Annotated in this window: 8 protein-coding genes; 1 reads left to right on the top strand and 7 read right to left on the bottom strand. The window is 71.0% G+C overall.

Annotated features, from left to right (window positions below; translation table 11 throughout):
• Positions 1-38: 38 nt before the first annotated feature.
• The 4 genes from WMF20_RS18715 to WMF20_RS18700 all read right to left on the bottom strand — a co-directional run bounded on the left by WMF20_RS18715 (position 39) and on the right by WMF20_RS18700 (position 4096).
• Positions 39-1370, bottom strand: coding sequence for a hypothetical protein (locus tag WMF20_RS18715; RefSeq protein ID WP_437615454.1), 1332 nt, complete (start codon positions 1368-1370; stop codon positions 39-41).
• A gap of 38 nt (positions 1371-1408) precedes the next feature.
• Positions 1409-1858: a DUF3237 domain-containing protein gene (locus WMF20_RS18710; protein WP_129575677.1), complete on the bottom strand. Its 450-nt coding sequence runs from the start codon at positions 1856-1858 to the stop codon at positions 1409-1411.
• Positions 1855-3081 carry a flavin-dependent oxidoreductase gene (locus tag WMF20_RS18705; protein WP_437616943.1) on the bottom strand — a complete coding sequence of 409 codons (1227 nt, stop codon included), beginning with the start codon at positions 3079-3081 and terminating at the stop codon, positions 1855-1857. The genes WMF20_RS18710 and WMF20_RS18705 overlap by 4 nt, the downstream gene beginning before the upstream one ends.
• A gap of 463 nt (positions 3082-3544) precedes the next feature.
• Positions 3545-4096, bottom strand: coding sequence for a nuclease domain-containing protein (locus WMF20_RS18700; RefSeq protein ID WP_437615452.1), 552 nt, complete (start codon positions 4094-4096; stop codon positions 3545-3547).
• Positions 4097-5088: 992 nt separating this feature from the next.
• On the opposite strand from WMF20_RS18700, the gene WMF20_RS18695 reads away from it, so the two are divergent.
• Positions 5089-5754, top strand: coding sequence for a helix-turn-helix domain-containing protein (locus WMF20_RS18695; protein WP_437615450.1), 666 nt, complete (start codon positions 5089-5091; stop codon positions 5752-5754).
• A 176-nt stretch (positions 5755-5930) separates the two neighbouring features.
• On the opposite strand, the gene WMF20_RS18690 is transcribed toward WMF20_RS18695, so the two are convergent.
• The 3 genes from WMF20_RS18690 to WMF20_RS18680 form a co-directional block, all read right to left on the bottom strand.
• Positions 5931-6896, bottom strand: a complete 966-nt coding sequence (locus WMF20_RS18690; protein ID WP_437615448.1) for a hypothetical protein — start codon at positions 6894-6896, stop codon at positions 5931-5933.
• A complete protein-coding gene (locus tag WMF20_RS18685) occupies positions 6890-8929 on the bottom strand; it encodes a YecA family protein (protein ID WP_437615446.1) in 2040 nt (679 codons plus the stop codon). The genes WMF20_RS18690 and WMF20_RS18685 overlap by 7 nt, the downstream gene beginning before the upstream one ends.
• Before the next feature lie 1075 nt (positions 8930-10004).
• Positions 10005-16274 carry a DEAD/DEAH box helicase gene (locus WMF20_RS18680; RefSeq protein ID WP_437617141.1) on the bottom strand — a complete coding sequence of 2090 codons (6270 nt, stop codon included), beginning with the start codon at positions 16272-16274 and terminating at the stop codon, positions 10005-10007.
• Positions 16275-16295 lie beyond the last annotated feature (21 nt).

The following is a 16295-nucleotide window of genomic DNA, read 5'->3' as shown; positions in this document are numbered from 1 at the left end:
GCATAGGCAACCTCGCCTATGCCCGCCGCGCTCGCGCATCACTTCTGCAGCTGGACGCCGAGGAACAGGGCATTTCCCTTCACCCCGGACAGATCGCTCCTTTGGTAGCCGAGCGCCACGCGGGCAGCGTGCCCTTCGATGATGTAGCCCATCTGGGCATCGATGAGCAGGTAAGGGTCGGCGTTCTTCGGCTTCGCTTGTTGCAATCGGACCAGCGGCTGCAGCTTCCCGACGCCGACGTCGCTCGGCGTGAGGTAGCTCGCGAGCCCGAAATAGGAATAGTCGAACCTCTCGAAGTCGCCAAAGTACTTGTAGAACGCGCCCTCGAGCGTGATCGTGCCCGCCCCAGTGAGGTTCTTTTCGAACAGGAGGTCGGCGTTGATCTCGGCATAGGTGTCCGTGCGCGGGGTGCCTGGGGGCGCGCCCGCCGCGGGGGGCGGCAGCGCTTCGACGGAGCCTTCCCGCTGCACCTCGCCCGCCACGCCGAGCGCGAGGATGCTCTTCTCTCCGAGGTACGTAGCCTTCTGGTAATAGGCTGGCTCCGGGTCGAGCAAGCTCAGGTTGAGCCTCGCCGTGTAGAGCGGGCTCACCGAGGAGTCGTGCAGGTTGAAGGCACCCACGTAATACTTGAAGAGGCCGCCCGCGATCTTGCCCCAGGCGGTGACCCCATCGTTGCGTCCGAAAGGCCCCTGCCTCGGCCCAATCGGCGGCGCATAGGGCTCGAAGAATCCGGGATAGTTCCACGGCCCCATCGACCACGGACCGGAGAAGGCGGAGCGGTCCGAAGGCACGATCATCCGGCCGATCCAGACGTTCAGCAGATCGTGAAACGTGAACTTGGCGATGACGTCACGGATGGTCGCGCTGCCCGCGATGTTGCCCCCGGTCGGGGTCGGCCCGAACTGGGCGACGAGCGCGCCCTGCAGCCCGATGAACCGGTTGATCTCCCCCGAGACCATCAGATCCAGCTCTCCGTCCCCGAGCAGCCGGTCCATCTTCTCGCGCGCGCTGGGGTTCTGTAAGCGGCCTCCGACGCGGGCCCAGGCCGCGACGCTGATCGGCTTCTTCCAGGGCTCCTCCGCCGGCGGCGCCGGCGCGGCCGGGCCGGGCCCGGCGGCGCTCTGCGGCGCCGGCGCGCCGGCGTGGGCTTCCGCGGACGGCGCTCGGGCCGCGCTCGCGTCTGCAGGAGGGCTCGCGGGCTCGGCCGCAGGGGCCGCGATCGGCGGGTCTTCGCCCGTGGGCGCCGGCGGCGCTCCGGGCTCGGGCTGTGCCCCTGCCGAGCGATGGAAGGAAGTGATGCCGAGGATGACGGCCAAGGTGCCTGCGCCGACATTGCCCCGGCGTCTCGACGATCTCGTCTGTGTGCTCATGCGTTCTCCGTGGTGTGGTCTCGGCCGCGATCGCGCCCCTAGCCGATCTCGTGAACCGTGAGCCGCACCCGGTCGGCCAGCCGCTCGCCCACGGCCAGGGCCAGCACGGCGTTCAGCCGCAGGAGCCCCGGCGCCGAGGTGCGCATGCGGATGGAGGTGCGGAAATAGGTGAGGCCGGGGTCCACGGCCTCGCCGCGCCCGAGCGCCGCCAGCACTTCCGGGGGCCTGGCGCGGACGCCTTCGGAGAGGATCTCCACCGTTCCGTGGCCGGCGATGTCGAGGATGTAGTGGGCGGAGATGTCCGTACGCCCGTCATCCCAGACCGTCTGCCAGTCGCCGCCGCCCGGCAGCACCCGCCCTTCGAGGCCGCCGGCCACCGTACCGCCGACGATGGGAATGAAGCGCCTGCCGGGCGGGCCCGGATCGACGGTGACCGGCGCGTCCACCGCGACCTCGAGCGTCATCAGGGGAACGAGGGGCGGGCTCACGCGCGGGGCTCCGAGGCGCGCTTCAGGCCGGTCAGCACCTTGTAGCGGGCGGCGATCGCCTCCAGCTCGCCGGGGGCGAAGACGTCCTCGATCCGGTCGAAGCCGTCGGGCGCGCGGTCCTGGGCGATCTGCATGCACTGCTCCGGACCGTTGCCGCGGTTGGCCGCGACGATGGCGGCGGTGGCCGGCAGGCGCTCGGCCTCGTAGGCGGCCAGCGCCTCCACCGGATCGGCGTGGGCGGCGAGCGCGCGGACCAGGGCGCGGGCGTCCAGGATGGCCTGGCTCGCCCCGTTGGAGCCGATCGGATACATGGGATGGGCGGCGTCGCCCAGCAGCGTCATGCGCCCATGGCTCCAGCGCGGCAGCGGGTCGCGGTCGACCAGCGGGAACTCGTAGATCGCCTCGGCGCCCCGGATCAGGCCGGGCACATCCAGCCAGTCGAAGCGCCAGGCCTCGAACCTGGGCAGGAAGTCGGCGGGATCGCCCCGCCGGTTCCAGTCCTCCCGCCGCAGGCTCTCGGCGACGGCGAGCTCGGCGATCCAGTTGATCCGCTGGCGGCCGTCCGGCCCCGGCGGGGAGATGGGATAGGCGACGAACTTCTGGTCCTGATGCCCGGCCATGATCATGCTGGCGCCGGTGAGGAACGGCGCCGCCAGCGTGGTCGCCCGCCACAGGATGCGGCCGCCGTAGACCGGCGGCCCCTCGTCCGGATAGAGGCGGGCGCGCGCCGCCGAATGGATGCCGTCGGCGCAGATCAGGAGATCGCCGGGAACCTCCCAGGCCGCGCCCTCGCGGTCGACGAAGCGCGCCACGATGCGGCCTGCGGCCTCTTCGTGGTCCACGAGGCGCCGGTCGCAGATCACCCGGCCCGGGCCGAGCCGCTCGACGGCGGCGTCGAACAGCACGCCCTGCAGGGCGCCGCGGTGCAGGGAGATCTGCGGCGCGGCGTGGCCGGCGAAGCGGCCGCGCGCCTCGCCCCAGATGCGCTGGCCGAAGCGGTTGAAATAGACAAGCTCGCGGGTCGCCACCCCCTGGGCCAAGAGGGACTCGACCAGGCCCAGCTCGTTCAGCACCTCGCCGGCGTGGGGCAGGAGGTTGATGCCGACCCCGAGCGGCAGGAGGGTGGGCGCGGCCTCGAACACCGTCACCTCATGGCCCGAGGCGTGTAGCGAAAGAGCCGCGGCCAGGCCGCCGATCCCGGCGCCCACGACGATCACCTGCATGAAATCCTCCGCAGACATGCGGCGTGACGCCGCCTCTTGTTATAGACCATAACAATCGATCCGACCCGAGCGGCCCGCGCGCGGACGGGCGGGCGGGCGCGGATCGCCGTCGCCATTTCCTCAATCAACGGCAGCTGGACGCCGCCGGCCGCCGCTGCGCGGCTGTCGGGCATCACAGGGATGGTCGAAGGTGGACGCAGCCTACGAGGTGCGGTTATTGAAGGGAACTGTCATGCTGGAGTCCTTGCGGACCTGCTGTTCTCCCTGGGTTCGTGGAGAGGCAGGCGACTGCAACGAGCGTACCCGAGCCCGCTGGACCGAGGCATAGGCATACTCGCCTATGCCTCGACGCGGGACGAATGGCTGGGCCGCTGGGGGCGCGTCGGCGGGCTCCGCGGCAGCTCGGGCGACCGTGGCCGCGCTGGCGGACGCACGTCGCGGGGACGCCCCCGGCCGCTGGCGTTTACGCTCCGGCAGGTCCACGTACCATGGCGAGGATGAGCTTCGCCAGGGCGAGGTCCGGCGGCTCCCCCGGCGTCAGCCGCCAGGCACCGATTCCGAACCGCTCGCGGAACTCATCGTCGAACCAGGGCTGACATTCCGGCTCGATCGCCGGAACCAGGAGCAGCCCGCCGCGGCACGGGCCGCCGAACGTCTCCCACCGCAGCGCATCACGGTAGATGTGGAGCGAGGTGAAGGAATCCGCGAGCGCATCCCGCCGTACCCTGTACTTGGCGTCCAGACAGATCCACGAACGCGGCCTGTCGGGTGACTCGAACGAGATCACGATGTCCGGTCGGCGCTCACGGGAGATGCTGTATCGAAGCGAGGTCCTCCGGGCGAGGTATCCGCGGAACGTCATGTTGTACCGGAGTTCGAGCCGCGCTCCGTCCTCCGGATGCCTCGCGGTGAACGCCGCCCCCGCCCCGCAGCCGGTGAGCAGCTCGTTCCGTGCGCGGCACCATTGGGCGGTGTCCGGCTGCAGGCGTCGTTTTGCCGCGGCGTCGCCGAGCACGACGCTCAGCTCACCTAGCACGCGAGCGACCCGCCCCACGAGCCAGGCAACGTAGCGGTTCACCGGGTGCTCGACGGTCTCGCGCGTCGTGTTGCTGCGCCGGCTGTCATCCGTGACAGCGTGCTCGCCACCTACGCCGTGTCGTCGCAGGTGCCTCGCGGTCGTCGCCGAGCACGCGCTCCTCCGGCGTGCCTGCGGACCTCGGCTTCGACGAGGCGGCGACGCTCCGCCGCGTGCCGCCGTCGACGAGGTCGCCCGATGGGAGCGTAGCCGGCGGCGTGAAGTGGGATTTCTTACATTTCAGCACCCAGCCAGGCGGGACGCCCAGGGGATCGCTCGGCCGGAGGGTGGCCTCTCCATCGCGGAGATGGGTGCCACCCGTCTTTTCTTGGAGCCACGTCCACCGGGAGACGGGTGCCACCCATCTTTTCTTGGAGCCATGTCCACCGCGGAGACGGGTGCCACCCATCTTTTGCTGGAGGCACGTCCACCGGGAGACGGGTGCCACCCATCTCCCGCGTGGACGAGGCAGCTCACCGGGACGGGTTCACGGCGTGCTGCCCGCCCCGAACGGGGGGCCGCAACACAATCCGCTGCGCTCGCGCGGAGCCCCACCTCGCACGGGCATCCTTCTCCCCCGGCCAGGCAGCTCGACTCGACTCCCCCGACCACGGCCACGCCTGGGGCGAAGCCACGCTCGCCCTGAACGATGCGGCCCGGCGATCGGCCGTGAGGCCGCAGCATGGCCATGTGCTGCGATATCGATGAACACGTCATCGAGAGACGAGGCGATCTCCCCCGTCGCCGCCCAGCACACCATCCACGCCCGCGCGACCGCGCCCGTCCCCGCGCGGGCGCTGGGCGCGCGTGCCAGGATCGCCTTCAGGAGCCCGATCCTCGGATACGTAGTCGACGTTACCGGCGACCCACACCCGCCAGCTTGCTCGCAGGTTCTCGACGGTCGAAGCGCGCGTGCTACTACGGCGCCCGCCATGAACGCATCGAAGGCGATCGAGGAGCGGGTGGACAGTTTTGTGAAGGAGATCCTGCGCCTGGTCCGACGGGTCCAGGAAGAGCACCGCGCCGCGGCGCGCCGGACCGTCAAGGCGATGCTGACCGATCCGGGACGGCCAGCGGCGAACGCCTCCTCGGAGCGCCGTCCGAAGCGCCGGAAGGCGCCCGCGCAACGCCAAAAGAGCGTGGCTGGGCCCGCGAGGAGCAGGAAGCACGGCACGCGCTCGGCGGCGCCGAGCGCCTCGGCGACGGCGGCACCGGCCACGAAGAGCATCGTGGCACCGGCCACGAAGAGCATCGTGGCACCGGCATCCGGCGCGGACCGTACCACGGCTGGCATGATGGCCGCGACCGGAGCCTCCACGAGCGAACGGGAGGCCGTGGTGCTCGAAACCGTTCGGTCCCTCGTGCGCGGGACGGCAACGGAGATCGCCACACGCAGCGGGCTGCCGAACGGGAGCGTCTACGTCGCGCTTCGCGCGCTCATGGCTCGCGGCCGCGTGGCGAGAGCCGAGACAGCGAGGGGCTTCGAGTACAGCCTCGTTTCGCCAGGCGAGATCCGTCCCTTCAAGCGCGTGAGGGCTGCGAGGCCCGCAAGCCCTGCCGAGATGGAACCGACCGCCGACGCCGCGCTCGCGGACTAGAAGATCCCGCTGCGGAGGGCTCGGGCGCCGGTGCCCCTCGAGGGCCGTCACGCCCGTCTTCCGGCTGAGCTCGAGACGCGTGTGCGTGCTTCGCCAGCGCACGTGGAGCGTCGCGCTCTCCGCGCAGGTTCCGCGCCCCGACCGGGACAAGACCCGGAAAAAGCCGGGGTCCCATCCTATCCCCAGGGGGCCAGCACCGCCTTGCGGAGCATGAGCGCACGGGCGAGCTGGCCATCGAGGCGCTCTCGCCGCAGCTCCGCGATGATCCCGGAGAGCGCGCGGATGGCGAGGTCCGCGTGCTCCTCCTGGAGCGCCCCCAGAAAGTCGACGACGCCGCGAAGCAGCCCGAAATCCTCCCACACGGCAAGCTCGAGGAGGTCGCGCAGGATCCCGTCAAGCCCGGCACGGTCGCGGGCGAGCGCGAGGTACGCGCGCTCGCTCGCCGCGAACACCTCGCTCATGTCGGCGAGGGAGTCGTCGACCCGGTCCATCGTCTCGATGATCACGGTCATCGCTGCCCGATGCAGCGCCATGCGCTCCAAATCGGAGGCTGCCATCGCTCCGAGGAGGTCGATTTGGCGCTCGAGGAGGCGCGCGACCAGGTCCGTGGCGCGGTAGTCGTAGTACGCATGGTCACCGACGACGCGGCGGAGCTCGGGCTCGAAGCGCGCAGGCGATACCGGGAAGCGCGGCCAGTTCCCCCGGAGCGCATGCGCCAAGAACCGCAGGCGAGGCGTGTTGCGCATCGCGTCCGTGCGGCGGTTCGGCCCCGCATGCCATACCCGCTTCCAGGCCTTCTTCAGCAGCCACTCGCTCGCTCGCTCTTCCGCGTCGAGGACCTCTTCCGGCGTGCGCGCGAGGCGCGCGAGCCGCGCACGAAGGTCGACCACCTGCGCGAGCATCGCCTCGGCGGCCTCGCCGCTGACGCGCCGGCTCGCCGCGCGCGCACGGAGCTCGCGCGCGATCGCGTCGAGGCCGCTCGGCTCCGCCAGCGCCAGCCGCAGGAGCCACCGGTCCCAGTGGCAGAAGGCGACGCCGTCGATCTCGCGCCACGCCTCCGGGCCGTAGCGCACGCCGTCGTCGAGCGGGCGCTCCGCTGGCCGCGGCAGGCGCCTGGCTCGGGCTTCGTCTCGTTTCACCATCGCCTCGGCGCGTTCTCCCGCTGGTTCACGCGTCCGCGTCCCGCGCGGATATCAGCCGGTACTCCCGCTCGACGATCGCGCTCGACGAGCTCGGGCCACCCGCCGTCCCGCGCGTCCGCCGCGAACGCGAGCCGCAGGTCGGTGCGCTCGTCGCCGGCGGCGCTGGCCGTGACGTACACGGTGAGCACCGAGAGGATCCGGCCGCGGAGGCGCGCCGACGGGTCCTCCGCGAGCAGACGCTCCGCGATCCCGAGGGCGTAGCGGTCGGTGAAGACCAGCGCGAAGCTCGTGAAGGGCGCGCGCAAGGCCTCGCCGGTCACGTCGAGCGCGGTGGCGCCGAGCATCCACGAGAGCCCCTCGTCGACCCAGAAGATCTTGCGCAGGTGGACCTCGAACCCCGCGAGGATCCTGGCCCACGAGGCGAGGAGGGCGCCCGCGGCCACAGCGACGGGCGCCGGTGCGCCGTTCTCCCTCGCACCCTGGACCGACGCGCGCACGAGCCGCTGGAAGCCGAGATCGCCGTCGACCTCCTCGCGCCCGATCACGCGCGTCGGATCGCCGCCGCACGCCCGTCGCGCGCGATCGGCGACGTCGGCGGCGATCTCGACGAGATCGGCGTCGAGCTCCGCGATGACCTCGTGGGGCAGGCGCGGCACCGCTTGCTTCCGCGACCGGCCGCGCGCGAGCTCCTCGATCTGCAGCTCCTCCCACATCCACGTGGGATCGAACGCGGCCGACCCCTCGGCGAGGGCGCGCTCGTACAGACGCTCGAGCCCCTCGATGAGCTCGGCGACCCGCGGCCGCAGCGCGTCCACCGCTGCGGCGGCGCGCGGCGTGGCCCCGTCGAGCGCCGGCACCGGCTCGTCGAGCCACGCCTCGTAGTGCTGCTGGAGCAGCTGCACGGCGGCCTGGCGCAGCTCGTCCGGCGGCACCGCCGCGATCTCGCCGCCTCCGTCGCGCGTCTGCGCGAGCATGGCCTGCTCCAGGTCCTGGCGCTCGGTGACGCGGTACTTCACCGACGCCCCTGCGAGCCGCTCGACGAGCGCCTTCGCGGCCTCGCCTCGCTCGCGGGAGTTGGTCTGCACCTCCAGGCGCCCTCGCTCGATGCGCAGGAAGGCGCGGGAGACCGTCTCCTTGCGCTGCGCGCCGCTGCCCACCCAGGACCAGACCAGCTCCTCGCCGCCGCGCGTGACCCCGCGCGCGCGGTCGAGCGCCGCCACGAGCTTGCTTTCGTCGAGGACGTCGAAGTGAACCTGCGTCGAGATCAGCGGGTCGCCGTCGTAGTTCACGAGCGCCGGGAGGCCGGGGCCGATCCAGGCGTCGACGAAGACGGGGACGAGCGCCTCGCGGAGCTCGGCCTCGTCGAGCTCGGCGCTCAGCCGCGCGAGGTGCTTCACCAGCGGATCGCGCAGGCGGGGCTGGATCGGGAAGATGCCTCCGTCGATCTCGGGCTCGCCGGAGGCGCCCTTCTGCACCACGCGCGCGGCGACGAGATCCCAGGTGTGGACGCACCGCGACCCGGCCCGCTCGCGGACGCGCACCTCGCCGCCCTGGAGCAGGTCGCGCAGGGTGATGCTCGCACCCGGCGCGACGCCGATCACCTCGTAGAGGCGCATGGAGCTCCTGCGAGCCATCTCGAGATATCGCCGCTCGCCGTCGCGCAGGGCCGGGAGATTGGGGAGATCGAAGGGGTCGCGATCCCCCTCGAGGACGTCCTCGGCGAGCGTCAGGCCTGCGCTCCGCTCATCGAAGAGGAGCCAGAACTGGAACGCAACCTCGACCATCTCCAGGAGCGCGGCGTCGGTCCACCGGGCGCGGAGCGGGAAGTGCTTGCCCCAGAACATCTCCCTGGCGCCGTCGAGGTCGTCGGGGTGAATCGAGTGAAGGAGCTTCTGAAGCGCGGCATGACGATCCGCCGCCGTGTACGGCGCGCCGCTGCCGCTGCCGCTGCCGCTGCCGCTCGTGAGACAACACTTCTTGTACTTGCGCCCGCTGCCGCAAGGGCAGGGCTCGTTGCGTCCGACCTTGGCCATCGCGGCGCAGGATAGGCGTTCGACGCGGCGGGACGGCGGCGATGTTCATCGAACATCAAAGGTTTGGAGGTCGAGACAGCTTCACCGTGCATTCCGACGAGCTCGTCTATTTTTCCTCAGCGGAGTCGCCACGTCACATCGGGCGCGCGCCCGGCCAGCGTGCTCGTCAGTGCCGCACAGCGCGGTTCGTCCCAGGCGCGCAGGTCGAGCGCCCCTCGCACGAGCTCCGGCGGCGGGTCGACCCCCCCCGCAGGACAGCCGTCGAGAGGCGCTCGGCGAGCTCGGGCGCACGCCCGCCGGACGCTCCCCTCCGGAACGCCGTGGCCGGCCCGCGAAGGTCACGCTCAAGGTCGCGAGCGCGGGAGTCTGCGCCGCTGAATCCTGAGCAATTTCGCGATGGTGGGTCGACAGGGACTCGAAGCTTGGACCTGCGGATTAAAAGAGCCTGGGGGTGCTGAAGGAAATCGCGGGGTTAAGGGGCAAAGTGGGCAGGAAGGTGGGCAGGCGGGAGGCGGGGGTGCTGCGGGTGGAGACGGGGGGCGGGAGCTGGCGGTGGCGGCGCTGAGGGCGGTGGCGGCGGGGGAGGCGGTGGGGGTGGACATGCTGGTACGGCTGGCGGAGCAGGTGGCGGCGGGGAGTGGCGCGGCGGGGGCGGGAGCGGCGCCCTCGCCTGCCCTGTCGGCGAGGGCGGTGCTGGTTGCGCAGCTCGGGGACGGGCTGGCGGCCGCGGCTGCGGCGGGGGATGTCGAAGCGGTGCGCGTTGCGCACGAGGCGATCGGGCGGCTACTGGGGCTGCCATGCCAGGGCGCGGCGGCCAGCGTCCAAGCTCCCGTGGTCGACCTCACGGCCGAACGCGGGAAGCGCGGAAGGTAGCGAGCCGTGCGAACCGCACCTATCTGCCGGGCAGCCGACCTGAATGGCGGTGATGAGGCGAGCCATCTCACTCTGGAAACGCCAGGAACAGACGCGGCAGCGCCGGCCTCGCATCCACACGCTGGAGCCGCAGACCCGTCGAGGGAAGGGCCACGTAGTGATATCGCATGGTCACGTCCGCTCCCGTTTCATCGGGTGGCACTCACTCTTCCTTCACCACGACGTAGCTCTCCCGCGTCATCCGCGCCCCTTGCCGCCTGTCGAACGCGATGAAGTCGAGACCGCGCTCAAGCAGCACCACGAAACGCGAACCGTCCTCCCGCGTGCCCGTAATGGTTCGCTGATGAACCCGCGCCAGCGGGTCGCTCGGCAGCACCAGCGGCCGCCATCCCGAGTTCCCCGCGACGCGCGCGATCCGCGCCTTTTGCTCGTCGGCGCTGAGCGTCCGGTGATGCCCGTGCCCCTGGTTCTCCTTCTCGGGGATGGGCGCGTAGGTTTCGACCTCCACGCTCTGGCAGCTACGCGCCCGGAAGAACGCCGCTGCCTCTTCAAGCAAGATGAGCTGCCAGTGGGTCTGCAGATAAGGATCGACGATCCGAAGCGCGCGGATGGGTCGATGGTTGAGTGCTTCACCCGAAGCGTTGACGAACCAGCGGGCGAAGGTCGCATCCGCGCCCTGCTTGCGCGCGGGCACGCTGTGGACGATGATGCTCGGGGCCGCCTCGTCCGGCTCGAAGTCCGATGCGGTGCACACCCGCGCGGCAGCGACAAGCGCCGCCACGCGCTCCCGGGCTGCCTGCCCGGCCACGCGTCCCACGGTTCGGAACACCCGGCATTTCTCGCGCAGCCACCCAGGACCGAGCGCGTCCGCGTCATGCGCTTGCTCCACGAGGAACACGTCTTCGGAATCGGGCGCACCGGACGACAGTTTCCAGGCAAAATCCGCTGCGGCGCTCGGCGACACCTTCCGCACTTCCACCTTGCCCATCTCGATCGCCAACCGCAGCCGGAGCGCAGTGATTCGCTCCTCGTCCGAGTTCGGATCCGGCAGGCGACCGAGCACCACACGTGCGCGCCCTGGGCCGTCGGCGTGCCGCACAATCCAGCGCAGCCAGCCATCGTCCGCCATCGCCTGCCGACCGACGCTGGGCGCCACGATGGTGATCTCCACGGTCGGCAGCCGCGCAAGACGCTCCCGGACCTCGACGCCGCCCCGGAACACCGGCTCGACCGGAAGCCCGTCTCGCTCAGCCCGCGTCTCCAGGAGCACCCAGCCGGGCTCGAGACGGTCAAGCAGCTTGCGGCGCCGCAGGAGCGGCTCGTAACGCTGCGTCTCGAACGCAAGCAGGCAACGGTGACATGCCGTCGTGCAAGCAGGGTTGGAGCACCGCAGCCGCTGTCGGGCCGCGATCATCAGATCCTGCCAGCGCTCCCGCAGCGCCCGGCAGTGGCCCACCCCGCCGGCCACCTGATCGTACAGGATGACGTCGTACACGAAGCCTTGACCGACACCCCGCGGCGAGAGCAACCCGCTGACCTCGCGCGAATCGACCCCCAGCACCTCGCCCGCTGCGAGCTGGAGCGCCACCATCCACGTCGTGGCGAGGCGCAGGCCATCCTCCCCGCCGGGGAGCGCGAGCGCCCCTTTCAGCTCGATCCGAAGCGTCTCCGTGCGCAGATCGCCGGCGAGCACCATGTGGCGCCAATAATTCCCCTTGTTCTCGCAGCGCCCTTTGCCACGCAGGCGTTGATGCTGCTCGAGCGCCTTGGGGAGCGGATCGACTTTGTTACCCTTCTTATCGGTCCCTGGCAGCTCCGTCTCGGGCTCGGCGCGGCCGCAGAGATAACAGATGGCGTAGCCGTATCCCTGCCGCTGCGCGCCCACCGCGGCCGAGCTCGCGCTCGCTCCGCTTCGGTCCGATTCCACGAGCGACCCTTCGGTGCGCACCAGGATCGACCCCTCCTCGTCGTACGCCAGCGCTAGACCGGCGCTCACCTCTGCCGTCGGGCCTCCTTCGCGGGTTGCGTACACGGCCTCCGTCACCGGGCGTAGGGCGGTCCTGGCCCCGCCGGCCCAGCGTTGCGGCCGCCGCCCCCACTGCACGGCGAACCCCAGCTTCGGTTGGATGACCGGGATCTCCCGCAACCCCGGCTGCTTGCAGGTCTTGCACGCCTTCTCCAGGCCACCTTGGTTGCGAGCGAAATGGAACTGGCCACAGTTCGGGCACAGGCCGATGACCCGCTGCGCGATCACGCCGGGAGCGTCCGTACCGGTCCAGTGCCGGAGGAGACCGCGGGAGGCGTGCACGTGCTTGCCCGCGATGACTTCGGCGCCCGGCGCGTATTCGCTCAGCGCAAGCGCCACGTCGCGCTCGAGGCGGAGGCGCGGCTGCGAGGACGACCGGCTCTCCCCCCGGCTCTCCTCCCAGCGCTCGACGAGAGGCACCACCTGCACCGGGAACCCGTACCGCGGCAGGAACTGCGCGACGGCCAGATAACTGAGCAACGACTCGCTCGCCAGGTCGTCTCGCTGGTACTCCAGCGCGCGAATCATCCCGCGATCCTGCGCCGCCTCCGGCTTGGCCCGCTCGGCGTCGAGCTGCATGTTCAGCACGCGAAGCTGGTGGCGCACTTCAGCGGCAATCTTCTCGATGTGCGTCCAGCAACGGTCGGCGATGTCGTCCATCGACATGCTTGCCAGTGCCGCGCGCGCCGTCAGCGCCCGCACCTGCGCGACGAGCGCGGTGTCGGCGACCGCCATGTCCACCAGCCAGGCGACGAACGCGTGACACATGGTCTCCTGCTTGACGTCGACCCCGAGCGTCTTCCCGATCCGATCGCCGACCGCGGCGTCGAGGTGCTCGACCGCGGCGACGGCGTCCTCGAAGAACGCCTTCACGGAGCCGAAGACGGTGAGCGGATTCTGGGCGCTCACGCCGGCGTCGAAGTGCTGGAAGAACCGCGCCAGAAGGTGCGCGTACACGTGGCGTCGACAGATCCGGGGGCTGTCGAGCTTGACCGCGGGGGGTGTGATCGGGAGCTTGAAGGGGCGCTCCGGATCGGCGAAGGCCGCCTGATCGAACGGCCGCGGTCGCGCGAACGTCAGCACCAGCGCCGTGCCCTCCGCGCGACGGCCGGCGCGGCCAGCGCGCTGCAGGTAGTTCGACGGGCCGGGCGGCACGTTGGTGAGGAACGTGGCGCTGAGACCGCCGATGTCGACGCCGAGCTCCATCGTGGTCGAGCACACGAGCGCGTTGCGCTCGCCCTCCTTGAACCGAGCCTCGCTCTGCTCCAAGTCCTCCGGGAGGATCTGAGCGGTGTGCTCCTCGGAGTTCAGCCCGAGGAGCTCCGTCCGGCCCTCGCCCACCGCACGCGCCACGATCCGGTCCCGGTCATCAAGCTCCTGCCCCGGCGGGATGCCGGCGAGCGTGCCCTCGCAGTGACTTGTCGGGCAAAGGTCTGCCACCGCGCGCGCCCACGAGGTCCGGCACAGGCGACAGCGGTAGAGCGGCCCCGCGCTCGACCGCCGGAAGCGGAGCAGGTGGAACACGATCTCCAAGCGCCCCGCCTCATTCCGGCGCCGGATGGGGGACACCGACTGAGATTGCTGCTGCCCCACCGGCGCGACGCGGTCGAGCACGTCCCAGACCTCTTCGAGGACCAGCACCGGCGTCACTGCAGCGGGCGCGCCCAGCTCCGCCAGCACCCGCGCCACGTAAGCCAGCCGGCGGTTTTCGTTCGCGGTCACCCCGGCGCCGGATGGCATGAGCGGGACCGGCGTCTTCTCCCACGCGCCGTCAGCCGCGTCGTCGTTGGTGTCTGCGCCGGCCTTGCCCTTCGGATGCTCCTTGACCATCGGGCGGTCGATGAGGCGGCGCGGGAGAAAGTCATCATGGATCCCGACGCGAAGGACCGTGCATGCACCATCGGCGCGCATCGTGTCCAGCAGGGTGGCAACGAGCGCGCTCCACACGTCGTCGGGGAACAGCCGGCGCACGTCCGGATGCTTGGGTGCGGGAAAAGCGATCCCGTAATCGACCACCACGACGCCGTTCGCCTCCAGGTTGCCGAGCCGTCCAGGGCGGCGCGAGAGCTCGCGGGCAACGAGCATGCGAGCCAGATCCAGCGCGCTGGCGGCATCGTGGTTGCTGAGCTCTCGGAGGTCAGCGTGGTCGCGAATGGCCGAGGCCAAGCATTCAAAGTCGACGCCCTCGGCGGCGGCGGCGGCGCGGGCCGCAGCAAGCTTGACCTTGAGGCGGGCCGCCTCCTCGAAGTCGTCGCGCTCCACGGCGGCCACAATCTCCCGCTGGAGAGCAGAGGCACGGCCCGATTCCCCCCGGCCGGCGCAAGCGTCGAGCGCTTCGACGAGGATCCGGCGGGCGAGCAGCGTATCATGCGACTCCTCCACCTTCGCCGCCAGCGACGCGGCCACCTGGCGGTTGTCGGCGAACAGCAGGAGGCGTCTCCCCTCACCGCGCAACCAGCGACCGGCGGCGGCGCGGTGTCGCGGGAGCGACGGATACACCCCATCGATCAATACCTGCAGCGCCGCGTCGGTGCCGACCTGAACGCGCCGGATGACGGGCAGCGCAGGTCGCTGGGAATCGCAGCGGGGGCAAGCCACGCCGGTGAGCGTCCGCTCGGGCCCCTTGAAGTTCCCGCCCGGGAATCGCCACAGGCGCCGGCCGTCCGCGGCGCCGAGCCGGCAGGGTGCCGAGCTGGTGTCGACCCACCGCTGTTCCGGCGCGCCGTCCGCCGTGGGGAAAGGGCTGCCGTCGTCCCAACGATCCCTGAAGCAGAACAGGGCCACGTCGCTCTTGCCCTCTTTCCGCTTCCCGCCGCCGGAGCCCGCCTGCCCGTGCACCCGCTGCGGCACCAGCGCCGGGAGACCATCATCGCCAGCCCCTTCGAGCCCGAGCACGAAGGACTGACCGCAGGATTCACACACGCGCAGCTCGTAGACGCCGCAGCCGCACCCGCACCGGCCCACCGGCTCGGTGTACAGCGTGCCGAGCGCGCCCCGAATCACCGCCTCGGGGCACTGGCCATTGAGGCAGGCGTAGACGCCGTGCGGTCCGCGCGCCGTCGCATGGATCCGCACGGGCAGGAGCGGGATCTCGCTCGCCGCGCTGCGGGCCAGCGCGAGCACCTCGAGGACGCGGTGAGCAGCCCGCCGGCGCACGCCCAGATCACCGTCCTTCCCGAACAGTGCGTCGGCCAGCTGATCGATGCGGGTGGCGGCGTCGTTCAGATCGCCACGCAGCTTGCGTACCCAGGTGAGCGGCTCCAGCGCATCATGGAGCAGGCGCGCGGCCGGGAGGTCATCGCGCGTCCGGAAGCCGGGGCGGAGCAGGTCGACCACCTGTTGCGCCCGCTCACGGGAGACCTTCGAGCCGTCGAGCTTGACCTCGACCTCGCCGTCCACCACCTCGTCCACGAGCGTCGCGAAGTCGGTGTCGAGCGCCGCTACCGCGGCGGGCGCAGGGAGGGCCATCTTGACAGGCGAGGGCTTCGCCTGGGGGACGACGCGCCGCCCCTCGATAGGCTCGACGTCGGAAGGGGCCTTGGAGAGCAAGCTCGCGGCGAAGGAGCGGAGGCGCTCCCGGCCGTCCGAGATCCCCTGGTGCATCGTCGCCGACGTGGCGATCCCCTGGACCGCGCTTGGCTCCGGGATCCCCCAGCGAAGCCAGGCGCGCCGCATGAGGAGCGTGAGTTCGGCCGCCATCGCGCCGGCATAGACGTGCGCTTCATCGATGACGACCATCTCCGGGCGCGCGAACCGGTCGCTGAAGATGGGCGCGTCGGCCGGCCGGACGAGCGCGTACTCCAGCATCGAATAGTTCGTCACCAGGATGTGCGGCGGCCGCTCGCGGAGTTGCTCGCGCGAGATGAGCTCCGCGCGCGGCACGGGCAACCCGAGCTTCTTGAGCTTCCGTTCGGCCTCCTTCGTCGTCTCCGGCAGGCGGCTCGTGTAAAGGCTGAAGCGGATGGTCGGATGGTCGCCGAGAATCGCCCGCAGCCGATCCATCTGGTTGTTCACCAGCGCGTTCAGGGGATAGAGGAGGAGCACGCGTACGCCGGGGCGCTTCAGGTCCGGATCGCGAAGGAGCTTGTCCAGCGCGGGGAAGAGGAAGCACTCGGTCTTGCCGCTACCCGTGCCCGACGCGACGACGAGGGATTTCCCCTTCCGGTAGTTCTCGATCGCCTCGACCTGGTGCCGGTAGAGCGGGCGGTCGGCCGGCCATTGTGCCTCGCCGCGCGCGGCCTGGAGCAGCGCCGGGAGATCGCGGTGCACGATCCCTGCTTTCGCCAGCTCGCCGGTCGTCTTCGGGCCGAGGCTGGGCAGCTCGAAGGGAAAGTTCGCCTCCACGACGGGGGGCGCGACGAGCCCGAAGTCCGTGATCGCCTTGTGGACCGCATCGTCGAGCGTCGGATCGCGGAAGCGAAACGAGGACCGAACGAAGCTCGTCATCTCTGCCAGCGCCCGCTCATT

This window comes from Sorangium sp. So ce834, assembly GCF_051521425.1.
GTDB lineage: Bacteria > Myxococcota_A > Polyangia > Polyangiales > Polyangiaceae > Sorangium > Sorangium cellulosum_D.
This window is presented reverse-complemented; position numbering and strand designations above follow the sequence as displayed.

Bases quoted from the DNA above. Each gene is read 5' to 3' on its own strand.
- WMF20_RS18685 (WP_437615446.1), bottom strand. From the start codon at position 8,929: ATGGCCAAGGTCGGACGCAACGAGCCCTGCCCTTGCGGCAGCGGGCGC.
- WMF20_RS18695 (WP_437615450.1), top strand. From the start codon at position 5,089: ATGAACGCATCGAAGGCGATCGAGGAGCGGGTGGACAGTTTTGTGAAG.
- WMF20_RS18690 (WP_437615448.1), bottom strand. From the start codon at position 6,896: ATGGTGAAACGAGACGAAGCCCGAGCCAGGCGCCTGCCGCGGCCAGCG.
- WMF20_RS18705 (WP_437616943.1), bottom strand. From the start codon at position 3,081: ATGCAGGTGATCGTCGTGGGCGCCGGGATCGGCGGCCTGGCCGCGGCT.
- WMF20_RS18715 (WP_437615454.1), bottom strand. From the start codon at position 1,370: ATGAGCACACAGACGAGATCGTCGAGACGCCGGGGCAATGTCGGCGCA.
- WMF20_RS18680 (WP_437617141.1), bottom strand. From the start codon at position 16,274: ATGACGAGCTTCGTTCGGTCCTCGTTTCGCTTCCGCGATCCGACGCTC.